Annotated in this window: 19 protein-coding genes; 12 read left to right on the forward strand and 7 right to left on the reverse strand. The window is 43.0% G+C overall.

The genetic code is table 11. The features are described 5' to 3' along the window. Window positions 1–222: 222 nt before the first annotated feature. The 3 genes from NSQ49_RS24195 to NSQ49_RS26765 all read right to left on the reverse strand — a co-directional run bounded on the left by NSQ49_RS24195 (window position 223) and on the right by NSQ49_RS26765 (window position 2,923). Complete coding sequence (locus NSQ49_RS24195; protein WP_251284648.1) at window positions 223–1,689, reverse strand: Msr family ABC-F type ribosomal protection protein; 1,467 nt, start codon at window positions 1,687–1,689, stop codon at window positions 223–225. Then, the gene (locus NSQ49_RS24200) at window positions 1,689–2,558 is read right to left on the reverse strand and encodes a putative RNA methyltransferase (protein ID WP_251284649.1); all 870 of its coding nucleotides are present in this window, start codon (window positions 2,556–2,558) and stop codon (window positions 1,689–1,691) included. The genes NSQ49_RS24195 and NSQ49_RS24200 overlap by 1 nt, the downstream gene beginning before the upstream one ends. 320 nt (window positions 2,559–2,878) lie before the next feature. Next, window positions 2,879–2,923: an erythromycin resistance leader peptide gene (locus NSQ49_RS26765; RefSeq protein ID WP_142301762.1), complete on the reverse strand. Its 45-nt coding sequence runs from the start codon at window positions 2,921–2,923 to the stop codon at window positions 2,879–2,881. Between the two features lie 131 nt (window positions 2,924–3,054). On the opposite strand from NSQ49_RS26765, the gene NSQ49_RS24205 reads away from it, so the two are divergent. Further along, on the forward strand, window positions 3,055–3,552 hold the full coding sequence (locus NSQ49_RS24205) for a hypothetical protein (RefSeq protein ID WP_251284650.1): 498 nt from the start codon (window positions 3,055–3,057) through the stop codon (window positions 3,550–3,552). 437 nt (window positions 3,553–3,989) lie between these two features. Here the strand turns inward: NSQ49_RS24205 and NSQ49_RS24210 are convergent, their stop codons facing one another. Beyond that, a complete protein-coding gene (locus tag NSQ49_RS24210) occupies window positions 3,990–4,859 on the reverse strand; it encodes an EamA family transporter (protein WP_251284651.1) in 870 nt (289 codons plus the stop codon). Window positions 4,860–4,977: 118 nt separating this feature from the next. Here NSQ49_RS24210 and NSQ49_RS24215 point away from each other — a divergent pair, with 118 nt between their 5' ends. Beyond that, window positions 4,978–5,211, forward strand: a complete 234-nt coding sequence (locus NSQ49_RS24215; protein ID WP_251284652.1) for a hypothetical protein — start codon at window positions 4,978–4,980, stop codon at window positions 5,209–5,211. 194 nt (window positions 5,212–5,405) lie between these two features. Here NSQ49_RS24215 and NSQ49_RS24220 read toward each other — a convergent pair whose 3' ends face one another. Both NSQ49_RS24220 and NSQ49_RS24225 read right to left on the reverse strand, forming a co-directional pair. Beyond that, a complete protein-coding gene (locus NSQ49_RS24220) occupies window positions 5,406–6,623 on the reverse strand; it encodes an IS110 family transposase (RefSeq protein WP_341071500.1) in 1,218 nt (405 codons plus the stop codon). A gap of 260 nt (window positions 6,624–6,883) precedes the next feature. After that, on the reverse strand, window positions 6,884–7,255 hold the full coding sequence (locus NSQ49_RS24225; RefSeq protein ID WP_251284893.1) for a VOC family protein: 372 nt from the start codon (window positions 7,253–7,255) through the stop codon (window positions 6,884–6,886). Between the two features lie 595 nt (window positions 7,256–7,850). Between NSQ49_RS24225 and NSQ49_RS24230 the strand changes: the two genes are divergently transcribed. Together NSQ49_RS24230 and NSQ49_RS24235 are read left to right on the forward strand one after the other, a co-directional pair. Further along, complete coding sequence (locus NSQ49_RS24230) at window positions 7,851–8,105, forward strand: hypothetical protein (protein WP_396399546.1); 255 nt, start codon at window positions 7,851–7,853, stop codon at window positions 8,103–8,105. Between the two features lie 1,234 nt (window positions 8,106–9,339). Continuing rightward, window positions 9,340–10,458 carry a cysteine desulfurase family protein gene (locus NSQ49_RS24235; RefSeq protein WP_251284892.1) on the forward strand — a complete coding sequence of 373 codons (1,119 nt, stop codon included), beginning with the start codon at window positions 9,340–9,342 and terminating at the stop codon, window positions 10,456–10,458. 1 nt (window position 10,459) lies between these two features. Here the strand turns inward: NSQ49_RS24235 and NSQ49_RS24240 are convergent, their stop codons facing one another. Continuing rightward, a complete protein-coding gene (locus NSQ49_RS24240) occupies window positions 10,460–11,002 on the reverse strand; it encodes a hypothetical protein (protein WP_251284891.1) in 543 nt (180 codons plus the stop codon). Between the two features lie 101 nt (window positions 11,003–11,103). Between NSQ49_RS24240 and NSQ49_RS24245 the strand changes: the two genes are divergently transcribed. From NSQ49_RS24245 to NSQ49_RS24280, 8 genes are all read left to right on the forward strand, one after another. Next, window positions 11,104–12,111, forward strand: coding sequence for a DUF3231 family protein (locus tag NSQ49_RS24245; RefSeq protein WP_251284895.1), 1,008 nt, complete (start codon window positions 11,104–11,106; stop codon window positions 12,109–12,111). A 589-nt stretch (window positions 12,112–12,700) separates the two neighbouring features. After that, on the forward strand, window positions 12,701–13,354 hold the full coding sequence (locus tag NSQ49_RS24250; protein WP_311315976.1) for a DsbA family oxidoreductase: 654 nt from the start codon (window positions 12,701–12,703) through the stop codon (window positions 13,352–13,354). A gap of 132 nt (window positions 13,355–13,486) precedes the next feature. Continuing rightward, the gene (locus NSQ49_RS24255) at window positions 13,487–14,386 is read left to right on the forward strand and encodes a cupin domain-containing protein (RefSeq protein WP_251284890.1); all 900 of its coding nucleotides are present in this window, start codon (window positions 13,487–13,489) and stop codon (window positions 14,384–14,386) included. A gap of 112 nt (window positions 14,387–14,498) precedes the next feature. Further along, the gene (locus NSQ49_RS24260; protein WP_251284889.1) at window positions 14,499–14,942 is read left to right on the forward strand and encodes a DUF2243 domain-containing protein; all 444 of its coding nucleotides are present in this window, start codon (window positions 14,499–14,501) and stop codon (window positions 14,940–14,942) included. Further along, window positions 14,939–15,403 (forward strand): hypothetical protein, encoded by a 465-nt coding sequence (locus tag NSQ49_RS24265; protein ID WP_251284888.1) that lies wholly within the window; start codon window positions 14,939–14,941, stop codon window positions 15,401–15,403. Before NSQ49_RS24260 ends, NSQ49_RS24265 begins: the two co-directional genes overlap by 4 nt. Window positions 15,404–15,521: 118 nt before the next feature. Continuing rightward, a complete protein-coding gene (locus NSQ49_RS24270) occupies window positions 15,522–17,435 on the forward strand; it encodes a PTS mannitol transporter subunit IICBA (RefSeq protein ID WP_251284887.1) in 1,914 nt (637 codons plus the stop codon). An 80-nt stretch (window positions 17,436–17,515) separates the two neighbouring features. Beyond that, window positions 17,516–19,609 (forward strand): BglG family transcription antiterminator, encoded by a 2,094-nt coding sequence (locus NSQ49_RS24275; RefSeq protein WP_251284886.1) that lies wholly within the window; start codon window positions 17,516–17,518, stop codon window positions 19,607–19,609. A gap of 12 nt (window positions 19,610–19,621) precedes the next feature. Continuing rightward, a complete protein-coding gene (locus tag NSQ49_RS24280; RefSeq protein ID WP_251284885.1) occupies window positions 19,622–20,758 on the forward strand; it encodes a mannitol-1-phosphate 5-dehydrogenase in 1,137 nt (378 codons plus the stop codon). Window positions 20,759–20,984: the final 226 nt, after the last annotated feature.

Genomic DNA, 20,984 nt, shown 5'->3' on the forward strand with positions numbered 1-20,984 from the left:
TCCTTCAGAATTAGATCCTCAAATTTTTGATATAGAGACATCCAGGGAGTTTAGTTTTTCGTTTGCACTCACGGAGAACATAAAACCAACCGAAGCAAAAATCTATCATGTTCATACGAGAGATGAACCAATGGAGGCCTTAAAGTTTTGGTTTAAGGAGTTTGATTTGAAATAAAATCCACAAAAAATGGACCCTGCTGCAATAGCAGCCGGGTCCATTTTTTAGTTCTTTTTAAGAACCAGCATCTGATCTTCTATCACATACACGCAATCAGCTGCCCGTTGAATAAATACCGTATCATGTGAAACAAGCAGGACGGTTCCTTTATAGGCTTTTAAAAATCGTTCAAGCGCTTCGATGCAATAAATATCCAGAAAATTTGTGGGTTCATCTAATATCAGTACATTGTATCTGCCCAGGAAAAGCTGGCATAGCACGAGACGGATCGCTTCTCCGCCGCTCAAACTGCGCACATCCTTTTTCAGGTCATTTCCTGTAAAACTCATGGAGTGCAGCACCGAACGAATTTTACTATCATCATAATCGCTTTTATCTTTCATATAATCCAGCACCGTTTTGCTTTTATCGAATTGGTAATCCATCTGTTCATAGGCGCCAATTACCGCTTTAGGAGAGAGGGTTATTCTTTCGCCGCGGTTCAGGATATAGTTGAGCAGTGTTGTTTTTCCTGATCCGTTTTTTCCAGTAATGGCTATGGTTTTGCCAAGGGGGAATTGGAAGCTCGCTTCGTCCAGAAGTGTTCTTCCTCCGGCTTTTAATGTTACCCGGTCGCCCATGATGGGAAATTTATTGTGCATTTCCAGTGCAGGATGCTGGTGGAAACGAATCGTCATTTCTTCCTTTGGCGCATCCACATTCTCGAGCATCTGTACCCGCTGTTCAATGGCTTTGGCGGCGCGCTGGACCGCTTTTTGGCTTGTATCCTTGGATTTTGTCATAAACATTTTATTGGCTTTGGCCTTTGTTTCCTTTTTGGAGATATGGCCGTTGGCTTGAGTAATTTTCTCCGCCTTTTTCATTTTTTCATCTGCCGCTTTTAATAAGCGGGATTTCTCTTTCACATATTTTTCATGCTGTTGGAGCTGCTGTTTTCGCTTCAGCTCTTTTTGTTCCATGTAATCAGTATAGTTACCGGTATATTCTGTCACAGAGCCGTCTTCAATTTCCCAGATTTTTGTAACGAGCTGGTCAAGTACATACCGGTCATGGCTGACGAGCACAAGGGCACCATAATAATAGGTCAGCTCATCAATAATGAATTGGATTCCTTCCTTATCGAGGTGGGTGGTTGGCTCATCAATTAACAACCCTTCATAATAGCTGGAAAACATGTGCGCCAATTTTCTCCTCGTTCTTTCCCCACCGCTTAAGTTTTCAACTTCCGTGTCTGGAATCGCTAGCTTCCCCGCCAGTTTATAGTCTATTTCACCCGCTTCCGGCGCTGACAGCTGATCGAAGTAGGCAAAATCAGCAAAGCTGTTAACAAGTCCTTTTTCCGGCTTTATCTGTCCAGCTATTAGTTTCAGAAGAGTGCTTTTCCCAGCTCCGTTTTTGCCGACAATTCCAATCCGGTCAAACTGATGAACAGCCAGCCGGGGAATGTTTAATACCACTCTATCTAAATAGGAAACTTCTATATTCTTTAATTCAAAAAGGACATTTTCCATTACGATAACCTCGTTTCATTTTGGTTTAATCCAATTAATATATCCGCGTCGATTGTGATTTGGCCGCTTTGGGTGACGAATGCCTGCAAAGCTGTCTCATTGGCATCCCAGGCAAGGGGAGACATCAGCACTAAATGTGTCCGTTCACTTTCATTCAACTCTCTTGCATCAGACACGGTAATAACGTCAGCGAGTGTAAAGTGCTTATTAAAAAGTGAGATGGTTTCATCATTCCTGTAAGTGCTATTTTCATTGGCTCCATGTATGGCATTCCGAAGCTCTTTTAAATGTGCAGTACGCGGAACCACCTTAATGATGAGCCCGCCTGGAACTAAAATCCGTTTAAACTCCTTGTAATTAGAAGGAGAAAAGATATTTAAAATCATATTCACAGAGTGATCAGCCAGAGGAGATTTTGCCAGATCCCCGACAAGCCAAATTGAATTTTTATACCTTTTTGCAGCCTGGGCGATACCTGCTTTAGAAATATCCAGGCCAATTCCTGTCACTGTTCCGTTCCTGGAATTGCCCAAAACCTTCTCCAGATGTGACCCTTCACCGCAGCCTGCGTCAAGCAATAAGGCATCAAAATTGGCGGAAAAGGAGTCAATGACGGCTGATATTTTCTCATGAAGGAGTGTAAACAGTTCACTCTCCATAATGATTTTCTTCCTGGCTTCAAATAAGACTTTATTGTACCGGCTCTTCGGTGAATGGCTGAGCATGTTCACATAGCCATGGTGTGAAATATCAAAGGTATGCCTGTTCGGGCAAAGCAGGCTTTTCGATTGGAAAACCTGCAGTGAATCCTCACATAGCGGGCATCTAAGGGCATTTACATAATTTTTATATTTAGCGTGACTATCCATTTTCTTCTTCCTTTCAATAAAAAAATCACAGGCATCTGCCTGTGATTCAGAGTAAAGGGAAGAGGACCCATCCTAATTCGGTTAGGGGCTGATCAGGAGCCGTCAGCAAATAAACCTTCCTTTTGCTGTCTATGGGAAGGCTCATAGACAAAAAAAAGAAAGGCAGAAAAATCCGCCTTTCCATTCATAATAAAATTGCCACGGCAATTTAGGAAATAGCACTGATAGGGGCTATTTCATATGAAATGAAGATTATTAAAAAAGGACAGACTAATCCCGTTTACTCTGTTCACACAAACAGAGCCTTTGAACGTATTAAATTACTGGTTCAAAGTTGGGAATCGAAGTCTCATCGCGTGTGTCATTTTTTAATAATCCTCCTAAAATAATTTGATACAGGGACCATTATATGTTCATCTATTCAAAATGTCAAAGGTTCCTCCGAATTTTACAGCGGAATGGAGGGCAAATTAGTCTTTGAAACGGAGGGAACCAGATGAAACGGATACTAATGATTTTGATTGTGTTTTTTTCAATTCCATTATTTGAAGCACATGCAGAATCTCTTTCCTATCCCTGCATCATTTTGCTGGAGCCTGTAAAAGATATACCGAATATGCAGGGAACAGCTCTTATAACCAAAGTGAAGAAGCCCTATACAGATGAGCCGGACAGTCCTGTCAGGGAACGGACAGCGATTGGAATCTATGCTGACTGGGTGCCCCAGCCTTCCGAATTTGGCGATTATGACCAATACGAAGGGTACGCACAAATACCTGGTGTAATCAGCTGGAGATTCAAAATGTACCCAGTTAAAGAAGATCAGCCAAGTATCTTTGGCGGCATCCCATGGGTTGGCAAGTTTGACGAAATATCAGCTGAGTTTTCTCCTGATGCAATTGTGCAATTGCGCCTTTCCAATTCACGTTCCGGTACACTAGGGCCGGCTATTTTGCAAAATACAGTTAAGGGTTGTGTAAGGCAGGGGGGATAATGCTTTTAGCGCACATAAATAATTTTATCCGCACATAAAAAAGGGCTATCCGCACATAAAATATTTTATCCGCACATAAACTTGGCCTATCCGCACATAAATGCTATTTTGGCTTTAAAAAGCAGCTGTGCGTAGTCCAATCTATATTGAAAATCAAAAATACGGCCCAAATTAGGCCTTTTTTTTGTATTTATCGCCTAAATAATCAGCAAAGCGGTCCCCATCATCTGTTTTCTGGTGCCAGTATAATTTACTTGCAAATAGTCCAAATTTACTTTCGGATAAAATACTTTCACATAGCCCTTTTCGTCTATACGATTTATTTGCGCATAGTGAAATTCTCAGCTTCTTTACTAAAAATGAGCGGGTACCATTTTGATACAAAGTCCGAATCAAGAAAACGGCCCCAATCAGGCCGTTATTAATGTGTTTGTCGTTTAAATAATCAGCAAAGCGGTCCCAATTGTAATCAAAATGGCACCCGCTATGATATTCATTGTTGGCTTTTCTTTTAAAATAATGAAGCTTAAAATCATTGTCAGCACGATGCTGAACTTGTCAATGGGGTTCACGACACTAACCTTGCCGATGGCGAGGGCACCGAAATAGCACAGCCAGGATAGCCCCGTTGCGGCACCGGAAAGGATAAGAAATAGATAAGATTTCCTGGAGACTTTTTTTAGATCCTTGTAGGTCCCCTGAAAGAACACAATTCCCCAGGCGAAAAGAATGATGACCACCGTCCGGATAAATGTAGCGACATTAGAGTCCACATCTTCGATTCCGATTTTGGCTAAAATATTGGTCGCCGCAGCAAAAACAGCTGAAAGGACTGCCAGAAAAATATATGACTTTGTATTAAATACTTTCTTCTTACGGTTCTTTTTCCTGTCTCGGCCGATCAGCACAAAGGTCCCAACAGAAATAATGATTCCGCCTGAAACAACCCAAAGGGTGGCGGGTTCCCTGAGAATAATAAATGACAAGACGATGGTTAAGACGACGCTGGACTTATCAATGGGAACAACCTTTGATACATCTCCAATTTGAATGGCTTTAAAAAAACAGATCCATGACAGGCCGGTTGTCAGGCCTGATAGAATGAGAAATATGTACGATTTTACCGAAATGGTCAAGATGCTTTCCGTTTCGCCAGTAATGACGACCATCAGGAAGGCCATGATTACTACTACAACAGTCCGTACTGCGGTAGCCAGATTGGAATCAACTTTTTCAATGCCGATCTTTGCAAGGATGGCGGTGAAGGACGCAAATAATGCGGCCAGCAGGGCTAAAATTATGCTCATAAACATGATCTCCGCTTCTTCAATGGAATATATACATTATAGAATATTCCTTTTATTGAAAAATACTCTTGTTGAATATTCTAAATTATAGTTTGATTTAAGCAGGGGAGGCGGAATTATGAATCAAATTGATAAAAGGAACCGCTTGGATGAAGAACCATTTAGTTATCGGGTAAATAAAAATAGTACAGTGTTTTTGGATTATCAAGGCAAGCAAGTGAAGATTCTTAAAGGAAAAGAGGCAGCGAAGTTTTTAAAAAGAATGAATGATGCTGAAGACGAGAAGAGCAGGCAATTAATAATGGCGAAGATAACAGGGAACTTTAAACGGGGCAATGAGCGGCTGAGTTAAAACAGCAGTGCCGGCTGCACTGCTGTCTTTCTTACGATTAGTCAAGCACCTTTAAACCGTTAATTTATTTTCTGTATAAATGAATCCCCTTCAACGTTGTGTTTGAAGAGGGGCCAGATTTATAGGTATACCTAATAGGCCTAGTGATTTCGCGTTTTTTAACTAGACCTGCCTTTGTGGTATTATGTACTAAACTATGATTGGGTGGCTAACCGGAAGTCATAGTTCATATTGTGTGTAATAAGGTGGAAGATAATCTTCAAAAGCTTATTCACACAGGCAATGGATGCAACCTTATGGCACTTGTTATAGGGTTGCGTTTTTAATTTATCGTAATAATCAACAATATGGTTTTGACTGAAACGGCGTAGTTTAATCATGTTCTGGATAATGATAAAAAGGAGCTTACGTAAATGCTTATTGCCACGTTTATTAATCTTGTCCTTGTAAAAGGTCTTACCTGATTGGTAACGGCGAATATCAATACCAGCGTATGCGTTTAGTCGCTTATTGTTTTCAAAACGTCTAATATCCCCTATTTCTGCCATTAGACGTACTGCAGTGTTTGAGCCAATCCCCGGGAAACTGAGGAGAATATGGTATTCAGCCCGGCTTTCTGCTAGTTGCGCCATGTCCTCGATACACCTTTCTTTCATGGATAGGAGTTCCTGGTAACGCCTAGCGTAAGATATCAGCTGGCTACACAGGACATCGGTTGACGAAACGGCAGGAAATGATAAATGCGCCGCTTCAAGCAATTGAGTAGCTTTTTTTTCAGCCCTTGCGGTAGAAATATTCTTATCAGTGTTTGTCCGGATTTTGTTCTTTATAACCGTTTTTGAATGTTGGAGCACCAAGTCTGGATGTGGGTACAATTGAACAATATTGAGGAATAGCTCTGATTTGGTTGTAAAGATTTTTTCCAGTTCCGGAAAGGTTAGCTGAATAACTTTATGCATGCGGTTGCGTGTTACGGATAACTCGTCATCAAGTTCACTGTAAAATCGGGATAGCGACTTCAATTGGAGAAAAAGATCTTCTGTGCCATTTCGATTAGTCCTTTGCGTTGAAAAGTGGGTAAGGGCAAGTTGGTGGGCATCACTCTTATCCGTTTTGTGGATCCTCAAGGAGTCGCACTGGAGCTTAGCTTCCAGGGGATTCAAGGAACAATAGGAAAAACCATTTACATTCATAAACCGCTCCAATTGCCTGGAATAGACCCCAGTTGATTCAAATACAATATGTGGCTGTTCACCATAACCTTCTGTTAATCTGTCGATCCTCTTCTTTAAGTTTTCAAATTCAGGCCGTGAATGCTTGATTTCTCCTTCATAAATACACTTTTTTAGTGTGTTGTAAATTACCATGTAGCTTTTTCCCATACTTACATCAAATGCGATGACATGTTTCACGTTATTTCCCCCAAAAAAGTTTTGAAGTTCCCTCACTTACTCTTATCGACTCCCATTTCTTATACACGATCTCAAGGATCCAACATACTTAAACCTGATTCGAATAAGGTAAGTGAAGAAGGTCAGTTTTTTGTACGGATTCTAAGATCCTAAGACTGCAACGACCTATTCTTCACTTCTACTATATAAAAAAATAGTAGTGCCAACCAATGCCTTGGTCAGCACTACTAATCTTAGTATGTTTTTTATGTATGCAGACCTTACCGGTGCTGGTCGAATAGAATGGCGTTGCCATCCGGATCCTCGAGGGTGAAACTAGCAGGGCCGGAGCCTGACTCATCTGCTTCCGTCATGAGTGGAATTCCTTGTTCCTTCAGATACTTTTGTATGTCCCGAATATCCGTGAAATCCTCTAAATTTTCTGCGTTCTGGTTCCAGCCAGGGTTAAATGTCAGGATGTTGTTCTCAAACATGCCTTGGAACAGACCGATGACACAGTTTTCATTCTTCAGGATCAGCCAATTTTGCTCAATATTTCCGCCAAGGGTCTGAAAACCAAGTGTCTCGTAAAATTCTTTTGATTTGTTAATGTCTTTTACGCTTAAACTTACTGAAAATGCTCCTAGTTTCATAGTTCCTCCTTTTAGTATTCGTATTATTCCAATAACATCTTGAGTTTAATCCAAGCAATTTTATAAAGCAATAGGGCTTGGAATAAAAAAAGCGACTAGCGCCGCTTTTTAATAGTGATTTCTCCTCCGAAACCGGTCCGCAGGTAAAATCAGTTTGAATCTTCATGTAAATATAGATGATTGTTGCAATGGTGCCTTCTTCGCCATGCAGGTTTGTTTTTGGCTTCAGACATCTCAGAAATTCCCGGTCACAGCCGCATTTTGATCTGCCGCTTGCCCAGCAATGATCGTGTGCCCTGCGGCAGGAGTCCACACCATTAATAGGGGCATCCGGCCCGCGCATCCGGGGCCGCACCATCTGTATCCGGGGAAAAGGCAAGGAATTTGTTTTCTTCTAGTCAATAGAATCCCTCTTTTTTAATATCAATTTAACTATAGATATGACAGAACGCTGATAGAGGTGTGGTTACTTATCTATTAATTGAAGATTGTTTTCGGTTTAAGGGCAGCCCAAACCCTATAGGCAACTGCCGCATATCCTTTACTGTAGACAAATACAGAGGAGGAGTTCTGTTTGAATTACCAATATCCGTACATGCCGGTGAATCAGGAGTATGTTCCGCACAATGGCATGTATGTTACTGACTATCGAGTGCGTCCCGGCTTTGGAATTGGAAGAAGGCCTGGATTTGGATTCGGCCGGCCAGGGTTTCCTGGTCTTGGACTCGGGCTTGGATTTTTAGGTGGCCTTGCGACAGGAGCGTTGCTTACACCTGGACCAGGCTTTGGATACCCTTACTATTATCCATACCCTCCATATCCACCATATCCGCCTTATTACTATTATTAAGGGAAAAGAGCTTTGTCCTTGGGCAGGGCTCTTTTTTTGGTAAAGCGGGGTCACCTTTTGACATAAAAAGCGGAGGGTTGAGTCGGAGCTTGAGGAAACTTCTGACACAAAAAGCGGAAAAGCAAAGGAACCCGGGCACCTTCTGACACAAAAAGCGAAAAAACAGAGGCTAGAGTCAGAACCTGGTGCAACTTCGGACACAAAAAGGGAAAAAGGAGAGGTTGGAGTCAGAACCTGGTGCACCTTCTGACATAGAAAGCGAAAAGGCAGAGGTTAGAGTCAGAACCTGGTGCAACTTTGGACACAAAAAGGGAAAAAGGAGTGGATAGAGTCAGAACCTGGTTCACCTTCTGACATAAAAAGCGGAAAAGCAGAGGTTAGAGTCAGAACCTGGTGCACCTTCTGACATAAAAAGCGGAAAAGCAGAGGTTAGAGTCAGAACCTGGTGCACCTTCTGACACAAAAAGGGAAAAAGGAGAGGTTAGAGTCAGAACCTTATGCACCTTCTGACACAAAAAGGGAAAAAGGAGAGGTTAGAGTCAGAACCTGGTGCACCTTCTGACACAAAAAGCGAAAAAACAGAGGTTAGAGTCAGAACCTGGTGCACCTTCTGACACAAAAAGGGAAAAAGGAGAGGTTAGAGTCAGAACCTGGTGCACCTTCTGACATAAAAAGCGGAAAAGCAGAGGTTAGAGTCAGAACCTGGTGCACCTTCTGACATAAAAAGCGGAAAAGGAGAGGTTAGAGTCAGAACCTGGTGCACCTTCTGACACAAAAAGCGAAAAAACAGAGGTTAGAGTCAGAACCTGGTGCACCTTCTGACACAAAAAGCGAAAAAACAGAGGTTAGAGTCAGAACCTGGTGCACCTTCGGACACAAAAAGGGAAAAAGGAGAGGTTAGAGTCAGAACCTGGTGCACCTTCTGACATAAAAAGCGGAAAAGCAGAGGTTAGAGTCAGAACCTGGCACCTTCGGACACAGAAAGCGAAAAAGAAGAGGGGTGAGTCTAAATCTCTAAGATTACGGGAAAAGCGTACAAAACACAGTCAGGACCACTAACCTAAACAGTTTTTCAAGCATGCTCCCGCCCCCTTTCGCTAACTAAGCATATTTTCATTCTAAACCTTCTTTATTAAAGCAGGATAAAAGGTCTGTAAATTAATTGTTAAATGTTTAAGAGAGTGGTGCGGGTGCATCCCTTTTTTTGATATTCTTTAAGAAGGGGGGAAGGGAAATGAATAAAGTAGTATATCTCGATTACAACGCAAGTACACCTTTGGCACCAGAGGTTGCAGATAATATGAATCCTTTTCTGACAGACTTTTACGGAAATCCTTCTGCGATGCACTGGGCCGGGCAGCCGGTAAAAGATAAATTGAATGGTGCGAGAAAACAGGTATCTGACCTTCTGTCATGCTCACCTGAAGAGATTATTTTTACCAGTGGCGGAAGCGAAGCCAATAACTTGGCCTTAAAGGGCTATTTTTTCAAGCATCTGAATAGGGGCAAGCACATTATTACATCAAAAATAGAGCATCCTGCCGTTATCGAACCTTTACGATTCCTGGAGCGTTTAGGTGCTGAGATTACGATGGTAGATGTGAATGAGTACGGAATGGTTTCTCCCGGTGATATCGAAAAGGCCATACGGGAAGACACCATCCTGATCACTGTTATGCATTCAAACAATGAAGTAGGGACGCTTCAGCCAATAGAAGAAATAGGGGAAATCGCTAGGGAACATAAGATCACATTCCATACCGATGCCTCCCAATCCCTAGGGAAGGTGCCTGTTGATGTCAATCGGCTGAAGGTGGATCTGCTCACCATTGCCGGCCATAAATTGTATGCGCCGAAGGGGATTGGGGCTTTATTTATCAGAAAAGGCACAGAGCTTGAACCGCTGATCCATGGGGCAGGACATGAGTTCGGAATGCGTGCAGGAACAGAGAACACATTACTTGCAGCCGGGCTTGGCAAAGCATGTGAGTTAGCTGGTGAGCATGCTGCGGACGGCAGACTTGCAGACTTAACGAATTATTTTTGGGGAGAATTGAAAGAGGCTTTTGGAGATCAAGTTGTTCTGAATGGACATGAAGAAAAACGGCTCCCTAATACCTTGAATGTCAGTTTTGTTAACCGAATTGGCCAGGACATTTTATCCGCCATACCTCAGCTTGCAGCCTCTACAGGGTCTGCGTGTCATGCAGGAAAAGTGGAATTATCTCCTGTTCTGAGGGAAATGGGGATTCCGGAGCACATAGGAATGGGTGCTGTTAGATTCAGTTTGGGGAGAAATACGACAAAAGAAGAGCTTGATCAAGTGATTTTCTGGCTGAAGAAAGTGATTTAGACTACTCAAATGAAAAGACATCAGCAATTTGCATTATATCACCTGATAAAATGCAATACATATCCTCCGGGCCGGTTTCAATAGCCATCTCCCGAATGAGGATGCCATCGAAGCCCTGCTTCATAAGACTTTTGCGGAAACCAGCATTAGCTTCATCTTTATTCAAAAGGATCGCCTTATCTTTCCAGCTGAGGGGTCTTTTTTTTGCGCTTGCGTAGTCACAATAAGGATCCCTTTCATTCATGAAAAGTTCATAGGAATCATACTCCTTTAAGCTTGGTTCATCCATATACACTTTATAAATGAAACCGCGGATGGCCTTATCGTATTGGACCACTTTCGGTGTTCCATCTTCCCAGAACTCCGTATCTGATTTTTCGCAGACTGATTCTGTCCCAGTGGCAAATGGCCGGGCAGACTCCAAATCCGATGTACACCAGATCCCAAGTGTATCAAACTCCTGTATTGATGTTTGACCTGCAGGCTCTATTTGAAAGCGATCCAATTTCTTGATGGAACCGTAATAAACGATCAAAACAAACACCTCCCTTTGTTAGAATGTGCAATATTTAATCATTTCATAAATCTGATTGTTTTTCTTTCTGCTTTTGGAAATGCTATAAGAAAAAGGAGGGACGTGTAGTGATGAATGCTAATCAGAACTCTGCATTATCTTCGGCTGAGATAGCGCAGTTATGGTCGGGATATTTGAACAGCAGCATGAGTAAATGTATTTTCTTATATTTTTCATATACAGTTGAAGACCAGAAACTACAGTCCATGCTTCAGGAAGGTATTCAAATATCAGATGCACATTTACAGAAGCTGACTGGATTTTTTGAAAATGAGGGAATTTTCGTTCCATATGGATTCAAGGCTGAAGAGGATGTGAATACTGCTGCCCCAAAACTGTTCTCAGAGAATTTCTCTCTGCATTTCCTTTATAATTATGTCATGTTTGCAGTGAGTTTTTATGCATTGGCCAAAACATTCGCGGTTCGGCCAGATGTCGTTGAATATTTCAACAATTGCTTAAGACAAGTGAATGAGTATGAAACTAAACTCAAGAATATGCTGTTAGACAAACACCTGTATATAAGATCCCCTCATATCATCCCGGTGAAAGGCCCTAGCTTTGTCGAAAGCAAAAAATTCATGGGTGGTATGTTCGGTGATAAAAGGCCGCTAAATGTCATTGAAATTACAAATATACATTCCAATCTGAAGAGAAATGCATTGGGAAATTCGATCATGATCGGGTTTAGCCAGGTTGCCCGATCCAAGGAAGTTGGCCAGTTCATGGTAAGGGGAAGGGATATAGCCGCAAAGCATACAAAGGTATTTTCTCAAATGCTCGAGGAAAGCTATTTGCCTGCCAGCATGTCCTGGGATATGGAAGTAACAGATTCCACAACCCCTCCCTTTTCAGATAAGTTGATGATGTTTATGACAACCTCGCTCATTGCCTTAAGTGCAGGGATATATGCAACAAGTGCTGCATCAAGTGCACGAAAAGATATATCGATTACCTTCATCCGCTTGTCAGCAGAAATCGCCAGCTATGCTGAGGACGGTGCAAAGATTCTGATTAAGAATGGCTGGTTCGAGGAGTCGCCGCATCCGGCAGACCATGATGAACTGGCGAATAAATGAGAGTCTTGCAGGAGAATGGCAGCCCGCCTGGCGTACAGATATATGAGAGGAATAGGGACCAAATGGTGTGGGCTCGCGAAATTGTAGTTAATTGAGCGGAAAAACGCCCAAAACTACGGGTAGCCATACGAAATGGTAGTTAATCGAGGGGAATAATGCCGAAAACGACGGGTCGCTAAGCGAAATGGTAGTTAATCGAGGGGAATAACGCCTAAAACGTCGGGTAGACAAGTGAAATGGTAGTTAATTGAGTGGAATAAAGCCCAAAACCACGGATCCCCGAGCGAAATGGGAATTAATCAAGCGGAATAACGCCAAAAAGGTGTCAACTCAAGCGAAATGGTAGTTATTCGAAAAGAATAACGCCGAAAAGGGCAGCCACCCAAAAGAATCGTTCATTTTCCGCGCTCATACCTGCCATCAGCCCGCACGGGGAACGCCAAAATCCATAGTCAGCAACCCCCTAACTCTGAGCTTTTTCCGTGTAAAAAAATATCCCCCCAACTATACTAAAGAAGAAATAACTATATGGGAGGAATCAGGTATGCATATTGAAATGTGGACTGACTTCGCTTGACCGTTTTGCTATATTGGCAAAAGGCATCTGGAGGATGCCATTAAACAGATTAACCATCCAATCGAAGTGACTTACAGGTGCTTTGAGCTGGATCCGACGGCAGAGCGGGATATTCAGGATAACATGTATGAAAAATTGGCGAAGAAATATGGGATGACGATTGAGCAGGCGAAGGCCAACTCGAAAAACGTGGTGCAGATGGCGAAAAACGCCGGGCTGGAATTCAACATGGATACCATCATCCTTACTAACACGTTTGACGCGCATCGTCTGACGATGTTTGCCAAAACAAAAGGATTAATGAAGGAAATGACAGAGCGGCTGCTGCGTGCTTATTTTACTGATTCCAGACATATTGGAGATCCTTCGACTTTAGCCCTGTTAGCAGAAGAAGCTGGCCTGAACCGGGAAGAAGCTGAACAAGTGCTTGCTGGCAGCGATTTTGCAGATGAAGTCCGCGCAGACGAGCAATTGGCTCAGCAGTACCGCATTACAGGGGTGCCGTTCTTTCTTATCAATAAGAAGTACGCACTGAACGGAGCACAGCCAACTGAGATGATCGTTCAAGCGCTGCAAAAGATTATTGCAGAGGACGAGATCACTCTATTAAATGACGGCGACGGGATGATCTGTGATGATGACGGCTGTGAGATACCGAAAAAATAATTGATTATTGAGAACCAGTCTGGAATCAGGCTGGTTCTTTTGCATACATTAGCCCAACTTAATAAAACAACGTACCTTCTATTCTATTAGGCATATGATGTGGTGATAATTCTATGAAGGGAATGACAAGTATTGTATCATCCTTATGCGTTTTCCTATCCTTATTACCCGCAGCCTCATTCACCCGTGTATACTGATGAAATGTTAAGAAGCAATCAGGATCATTTTCAGCAGCTTTGTGAAACGGTTCTAGAAGGAGTCAAAAGGGAAGCTTCTGCACTTGAACTGTACACGCAGCTGGCAGAACATGCCCCGAATGAAGAGCACAAACAGAATATTATTCAGGTTATAGAAGGAAAGAAAGTTCATCTGAACCATTTTTGCAATCTTTATTACAATTTAACAGGAAAAAAGCCCGAGTATCAGGTCGACTATGTAGCCATTGACCATTACCGCGACGGTTTGCAGAGAGCGTATCAAATCGAAATGAAAGGGTACGAGGAGAACCAGAGGGGTTCCGTGCTTACTCAGCTTCCACAGGTTCAGAATGTATTCTTATGGGCTATGAGCGGAGAACAGGATAATGCCGCTCGATTGGTTTCACTGAATAATCGGGTGACAGATTTTGGTCCCCAGCCATTTGTTGTGGATATTGAGGAAGCAGCGAAGAAAAATAACACCTTCCGGACAGCGCTTTGGACCGGACAGCATTTGCAGCTGACTTTAATGAGCATCAATGTCGGCGAGGATATTGGCCTTGAGATACACCCAGAGCTGGATCAATTCCTTAGAGTAGAAGATGGTGAAGGAATGGTCCAGATGGGGGACAGTCCTGACCGTCTGGATTTTCAGCAAAAAGTAGCGGATGATTTTGCGATTTTCGTCCCGGCAGGCAAATATCACAACCTCATCAATACAGGCAATAAGCCTCTCAAGCTATATTCCATCTATGCTCCGCCGCAGCATCCTTTTGGAACGGTTCATAAAACAAAGGCAGAGGCCATGGCTGCAGAAGAAGAACATCATCAATAATTATGAAAAGGAAAAGACCGGATGAGGCTTTTCCTTTTTTTGTGAAAAATAGAATAAATTAACCATGTTTTGGGCACTAATCGAAGTATGAATATTCTCGGGGGGTGCTTTTATGAAAAAAGAAAATAAAAACCTATTTATAGCCGGCTTAATCCTTGGGTTAGGTCTTGTGGGGGCAATTGATGGCATCGTATTTCATCAGCTGCTGCAATGGCATCATATGATTCTGAGCCCAAATATTAAACTCGAAATCTTTACAGATGGCTTATTTACGGCATTATTTTCGGCGAAGCTGCTTTGGGGCGGGATGAAGATCTTTCAGGATGCCCGCAAAAACGAACTGGGTACCAGCTGGAAGATCTTCACTGGCGGTATATTCATAGGGGGAGGAGCCTTCAACCTTGTTGAAGGAATAGTGGACCATCATATCCTCCAGGTGCACCGTGTCAGGCCATTGGCAGAAAACCCTTTACTGTATGATCTGGCCTTTTTAGCTATTGGATTATTGCTAGTCATAATCGGGATGATGATTAAGAGGATGGAGAAGGAAGCATGATGAAAAAGGCTGGAAGCTTGATCAGTTTTATCATTATATTCTTAGGCTTTTTTTATTTTTATACCAGTCAGAATCCTCATAATCAGACCGGTGCAGCGAATCATATGTCACATGGATATGTGGAAATTCCAAAAGATATGGAGATTCCTGAGGTAAACTTAACCGTAACCCCGGATGGTCCGGATACATGGCTATTAAAGCTGGATCTCCATCATTTTGCCTTTGCCCCTGAAAAAGCGGGCGAAATGCAGCCAAGCTATAACGAGGGACATGCCCACATTTACATAAATGGCAAAAAAATCAGCCGCCTTTACGGAGAGTACTATCATTTAGGCAAACTGAAGGAAGGCAGAAATGAAATTACTGTAACTCTTAATTCTAATAATCACGGAGCCTTAATGGCAGGGGGACAACCGGTTGGGGCAACCTCGGTTATTGAAGTGAATAAGAAGGAAAATTAGGAGAAACCATAGTTTTGTCATGTGCCGTGCGACAAAGTTGAGTTTCTCCTTTGTTGAGTTGGGCGGTTATGTACTTTACCATTAGTAATAAAGTACTTATTTGAAAGGATGAGTGTATATGGCTCAATCTAATCTAAAAGTTGCTGTACAGAAGTTCGGTAATTTTCTGAGCTCCATGGTTATGCCGAATATCTCTGCTTTTATAGCATGGGGTCTGATTACAGCTTTATTTATACCTACTGGCTTCATTCCAAATGAAAGCCTTGCCAATATGGTAGATCCAATGGTGACATACTTGCTTCCATTGTTAATCGGTTACACCGGAGGTAAGCTTGTTCATGATCAGCGAGGAGCCGTTGTTGGTGCCATCGCGACAATGGGGGTTATTGCCGGGGCAGGAATCCCAATGTTCTTGGGCGCCATGGTGATTGGTCCTCTGGGCGGCTATGTTATTAAGAAATTTGACCAAATGATTGAAGGCCGAGTGCGTGCAGGCTTTGAAATGCTCGTGAACAACTTCTCAGCAGGAATTCTTGGTGCTGTTCTGGCCATCCTTGCGTTCCTCGGAATAGGGCCTGCAGTGGATGAATTCACTAGCTGGCTTGTAGCTGGTGTTGATTGGCTGATTGGCACAGGACTTCTGCCGCTGACAAGCATTCTAATTGAACCGGCGAAAGTGTTATTTCTGAACAATGCCATTAACCATGGTGTTCTGTCGCCAATCGGTGTGGAACAGGTTAAATCAACAGGTCAGTCCATCCTGTTCCTGCTAGAAGCAAACCCTGGACCCGGTCTTGGAGTTTTACTTGCTTATATGTTCTTTGGAAAAGGCAATGCTAAAAAATCTGCTCCAGGTGCCGGAATTATTCACTTCTTCGGCGGGATCCATGAAATTTACTTCCCGTACATTTTAATGCGTCCTATGCTGATGATTGCGGTAATTCTTGGAGGAATGAGCGGTGTGTTCACACTGGTTCTATTAGGCGGCGGATTGTTCGCTCCTTCATCACCGGGAAGCATCATTGCCATTACTGCAGTTACACCTCATCATGCAAGTGCATATATTGCGAACTTCGCAGCTGTGCTTGTGGCTGCTGCTGTATCATTCTTCGTGTCTGCCTTTATTATGAAAACAGGCAAGCAGGGTGAAGATGACATTGAAGAAGCGTCGAAAAAGATGCAGGAAATGAAAGGCAAGAAAAGCTCTGTTTCAAATGTATTTGAAGGCGGAAATGCTGCAATGCCTGATAACGTATCAAAAATCTATTTTGCCTGTGATGCGGGCATGGGCTCAAGTGCCATGGGTGCATCCCTGCTGCGCAAAAAGGTGAAGGAAGCAGGCATGGACATAGCTGTTACAAATACAGCGATCTCTAATCTTCCTGGAGATGCCCAAATCGTCATTACACAGGATGAATTGACACCAAGGGCACGTCAGAAAGTGCCGAATGCATTTCATGTATCAGTTGATAACTTCCTATCAAGCCCGGAGTATGACAAACTGATCGATGCACTGCAGTTCCCGGCTAACTCGGAGCTGCACGAAATCGTTGAAGATGCAGAGGAAAATGTTCCTGATGCAACGGATGAGGAAATGGCGCATGAAGACGATTTATTGCGTCCGGAAAATATATTCCTGAACAAAGAGTTTGCGGATAAGGATGAAGCCATCCGATTTGCCGGAAGAGTGCTTGTGGATTCCGGATATGTGGAAGAAAGCTATATTGAAGCGATGATTGAACGTGATAATATCACTTCCACCTATATGGGGAATGATGTAGCGATCCCTCATGGAACGGAAGAGGCGAAAAAGGCAGTTATTAAATCAGGCTTTACGGTTATCCAGGTACCAAATGGCGTTGATTTTGATGGCCAAAAGGTTCGTCTGATCTTCGGAATTGCAGGAAAAGACGGCACACATCTTGAAATCTTATCAGGCATAGCGGTAACATGTTCGGATATGGATAATATCGAGAAGCTGGCTTCAGCCGAATCTGTTGAGACCATCATGGATATTATCGGCAAGAAATAAACCTTAGGAATAGAAAAGCGTCCTTATGCGCTTTTCTTTTCCTCGTTTATCGTCACTAATTTTAGAAATGAGCTGATCTCATGTATATTACATCGAGGGAAAAAGCCATTATTGAATTGATTATTAAAACATCGGGGAAACATACGGCATTGTCGATTGCTTCTTCCTTGAATGTCAGTGCAAGAACGATTCAGAGGGACTTAAAGGCAGTTGAGAAAATTGTCAATGAGTTCGGACTGACCTTAACCCGGAATATGAATCAGGGACTTGTCATTGAAGGGAAAAACGAGCAGATTTTCAGGCTGATCCAGCATTTGACCAATAGTGAACCAATCGATGAGCCTCCACAGGAAAAAAAGCTGCGCCTTCTTTTGGCCATTCTTGCAGAAGATGTCTACAAAACCCAGGTACTTGCCGGCTATCTTGGCATCAGCACGGCAACCTTGACAGCATATCTGGACGAACTGGCCGAATGGCTGTCCCTTTTCCGGGTGAAACTGACGAGAAAGCGGGGAGTAGGCGTAGAACTTCATGGAACGGAAGCAGATAAGCGCCGCGTGCTTGCCCAATTTCTCCTTCACTACTTTCATGAAGAATTAATCGAGAAATTGTTTTTGCTTGAAAAAGGGAAGCTTGGGGAAGAGAGGATTCTTCACTACTTTGACGCTGGAGGCCTTCGCCATGTGAACAGCATCCTTCAATCTGTATTTACTGGTGCACCTGCCCGGTTTGCGGATAGCGGCTACCTGGAGATTGTGCTGCATACCTGCATAACAGTGAAAAGGGCACTCAGCGGTTTTCCTGTTGAACGGACGGAGCTTCTGGACACAGAGGTTACGGTTGAATACGGATTGATTCAGGAAATCACAAACAGGCTCGGACAAACATTTGCCTGTGATTTTTCCGAAGGGGATATCCTTTACCTGTCGCGTATACTTAAAGGCACCAAATGGAGCGGTACGGAGGCTTTTCCGTATGACAGCATTGTACTCGCCCAAATGATCAGGAACGTGATTAAATCTGTGTCTGAGCAGCTGCATGTGGATTTGAACAAGGATTATTCCTTATTTCAGGGACTGCTCGCCCATATGGAGCCATCTTTATATCGGATTAAACAGAATATGGAGTCCTACAACCCGCTTAAAGAGGAAATCAAGCGTAAATATCCGGTTCTGTTCATGGCTGTGAAAAACAGTCTTGAAGAGGTGTTCACTGATATTGATCAATTTTCCGATGACGAAATTGCGTTTATCGTCCTTCATTTCGGTTCGGCACTTGTCATGCAGGAAGAGAACCTTTCTATAAAGGCGCTTCTCATTTGCCCGACAGGCATCGGCACATCCAAGATGCTGAAAAGCAGGCTGAAAAAAGAAGTGGCTGAGATTGATCTCATTGAAATCAAATCGATTAAGGAAATGTCGGAGGGTGCGAATATGAAGGAATATGATTTAATCCTTTCTACTGTCAGGCTTCCTTTTATACATGCCGAGTATATATTGGTGAACCCGCTTTTAAGTGAAGAAAATATTCTCACGATAAAAAACTACCTGAAGAACAATATTGAAAGGCTCACTAAAGGAAAACAGTATCAGGAAGTGGCGGAGGATAGGCACCAGCAGACAGAGCAGAGCAACGTCTCTTTAGACTCTATGCTTGAGGAGATGAGAGATATTCACGAGAGCATTCAGTCTCTTATTCAGAACTTCCGGTTTTACCGAATGGATGGGAAAGCAAGCCAGGAGCAGATTCTCGCAAAAATGGTGAAGAATGCAGAAGGAGATCATCTGCTGATAAATCCGGAAGATGTTCTGCAATCCTTAAGGGGTCGGGAACAAAAAGGCGGTCTTGGAATTCCTGAAACGAATATGGCTCTCTTTCATGCGCGCAACCCAAACGTCCGAACACTTATTTTCCAAATCGCCCATCTGCCAGAGCCTTGTCTCGTAAAGGGAATGGACGGAAAAGAAGTGGTCATGAAAAACCTGCTGCTCATGCTCGCGCCAGACGAACTAAGCAGAAGAGAGCAGGAAATCTTAAGCTTAATCAGCACGAATATCATTGAGACAGAGGAAGCAATATTACTATTTTCTTCCGCAAACGAAGATATGATCTTCAGGAAGCTGGAAGCGATTTTCACAGAATACCTCCAGTCTCATTTTAAAATAAACCGGTAAAGGAATGATTCGATGAAACAGGCAGTACACTTTGGAGCAGGGAACATTGGAAGAGGATTTATCGGAGCACTATTTTCACAGTCAGGCTACCATGTGACATTTGTGGATATTGCTGATGAGATTATTAATCAGTTAAACGAAGAAAAACAATACAAAGTGATTCTGGCTGCAGATGAACAGGAAAGCTTGACCATTACGAATGTGTCAGGATTGAACAATCTGAAGCAGGAGGCTGAAGTGATTGAGGCCATTAAACAGGCTGAGTTCTTAACAACAGCTATAGGGCCAAATATCCTTCCCCGCATTGCGCCGTTAATGGCAAAAGGCTTGGCTGCCAGAGCAGAAGCTGGTATTACGGAAAAGCTTTATGTCATCGCATGTGAAAATCAGATCTCGGCAACTGACTTATTAAAGGGCTATATTCTGGAGAACTTGGAGAGCGGCATTAATCTTGAGAATGTCTCCTTCTTAAACTCCGCTGTAGACCGGATTGTTCCTATTCAAAATAACCAGGGATCACTTGATGTCCTGGTGGAACCGTACCATGAATGGGTTGTCGAAACGACCGAAGACATTCCTCATATTGAAGGAATGAAGATTGTTCCAGAGCTTGCGCCGTTTATCGAAAGAAAGCTGTTTACAGTTAACACAGGACATGCGGTAATTGCGTATTTCGGTTACCTGGCAGGCAAAGAAACCATCGACCAGACACTTGCTGATAAAGATATTTACCAGCAGGTGAAGGCAACACTTGGCGAAACAGGTGCCTATTTAATTCATCGCTATGGCCTGAATCCGGACGAGCATCAGAAATATATCGATAAAATCATTGGCCGTTTTGAGAATGCCCGCCTGAATGACGGTGTCACACGGGTTGGCCGTTCACCATTAAGGAAGCTCGGACCTGAAGACAGGCTCGTTCGCCCGGCACTGCAGGCCCAGAAGGCAGGCATATCTTACACGAACCTGGCAAAAGCCATCGCTGCAGCCCTATTGTTTGATAACAGGGAAGATGAAGAAGCAGTTAAGCTGCAGGCCATGATCCAGGAAAACGGAGTGGCCTATGTACTGAAAGAAGTATGCGGACTTGAAGAATCAGGTGAGCTCGCAGGAGAAATACTGAAGCAATATGAAGCTTTGAAAAAATAAAGTGAAACTTTAATCAGTGGGGTGGCCTCACTGATTGTTAGTTGAACCAATCGGGCCATTACTGCCCGTTAGACTGTGTTAAATGGAATGAAGACTGCTGAGAATGATCGGCAGTCTTTTTTTGAGCTTTTTTCGGAGGACCGATGTACAATATTTTACAAGTGCTAGAGTGCGGTTTTTGCAGAAAGAGGCTGAGCCAGAAACAAAACTGGTTAATTGAATAATG

Origin of the sequence: Cytobacillus sp. FSL R5-0377 (assembly GCF_038004385.1) — a bacterium.
Taxonomy (GTDB): Bacteria; Bacillota; Bacilli; order Bacillales; family Cytobacillaceae; genus Cytobacillus.

What these genes read in the sequence shown, in the direction of transcription:
- NSQ49_RS24195 (WP_251284648.1), bottom strand. Translation starts at nt 1,689, where the DNA reads ATGGAAAATGTCCTTTTTGAATTAAAGAATATAGAAGTTTCCTATTTA.
- NSQ49_RS24200 (WP_251284649.1), bottom strand. Translation starts at nt 2,558, where the DNA reads ATGGATAGTCACGCTAAATATAAAAATTATGTAAATGCCCTTAGATGC.
- NSQ49_RS24205 (WP_251284650.1), top strand. Translation starts at nt 3,055, where the DNA reads ATGAAACGGATACTAATGATTTTGATTGTGTTTTTTTCAATTCCATTA.
- NSQ49_RS24210 (WP_251284651.1), bottom strand. Translation starts at nt 4,859, where the DNA reads ATGAGCATAATTTTAGCCCTGCTGGCCGCATTATTTGCGTCCTTCACC.
- NSQ49_RS24215 (WP_251284652.1), top strand. Translation starts at nt 4,978, where the DNA reads ATGAATCAAATTGATAAAAGGAACCGCTTGGATGAAGAACCATTTAGT.
- NSQ49_RS24225 (WP_251284893.1), bottom strand. Translation starts at nt 7,255, where the DNA reads ATGAAACTAGGAGCATTTTCAGTAAGTTTAAGCGTAAAAGACATTAAC.
- NSQ49_RS24230 (WP_396399546.1), top strand. Translation starts at nt 7,851, where the DNA reads ATGCCGGTGAATCAGGAGTATGTTCCGCACAATGGCATGTATGTTACT.
- NSQ49_RS24235 (WP_251284892.1), top strand. Translation starts at nt 9,340, where the DNA reads ATGAATAAAGTAGTATATCTCGATTACAACGCAAGTACACCTTTGGCA.
- NSQ49_RS24245 (WP_251284895.1), top strand. Translation starts at nt 11,104, where the DNA reads ATGAATGCTAATCAGAACTCTGCATTATCTTCGGCTGAGATAGCGCAG.
- NSQ49_RS24260 (WP_251284889.1), top strand. Translation starts at nt 14,499, where the DNA reads ATGAAAAAAGAAAATAAAAACCTATTTATAGCCGGCTTAATCCTTGGG.
- NSQ49_RS24265 (WP_251284888.1), top strand. Translation starts at nt 14,939, where the DNA reads ATGATGAAAAAGGCTGGAAGCTTGATCAGTTTTATCATTATATTCTTA.
- NSQ49_RS24270 (WP_251284887.1), top strand. Translation starts at nt 15,522, where the DNA reads ATGGCTCAATCTAATCTAAAAGTTGCTGTACAGAAGTTCGGTAATTTT.
- NSQ49_RS24275 (WP_251284886.1), top strand. Translation starts at nt 17,516, where the DNA reads ATGTATATTACATCGAGGGAAAAAGCCATTATTGAATTGATTATTAAA.
- NSQ49_RS24280 (WP_251284885.1), top strand. Translation starts at nt 19,622, where the DNA reads ATGAAACAGGCAGTACACTTTGGAGCAGGGAACATTGGAAGAGGATTT.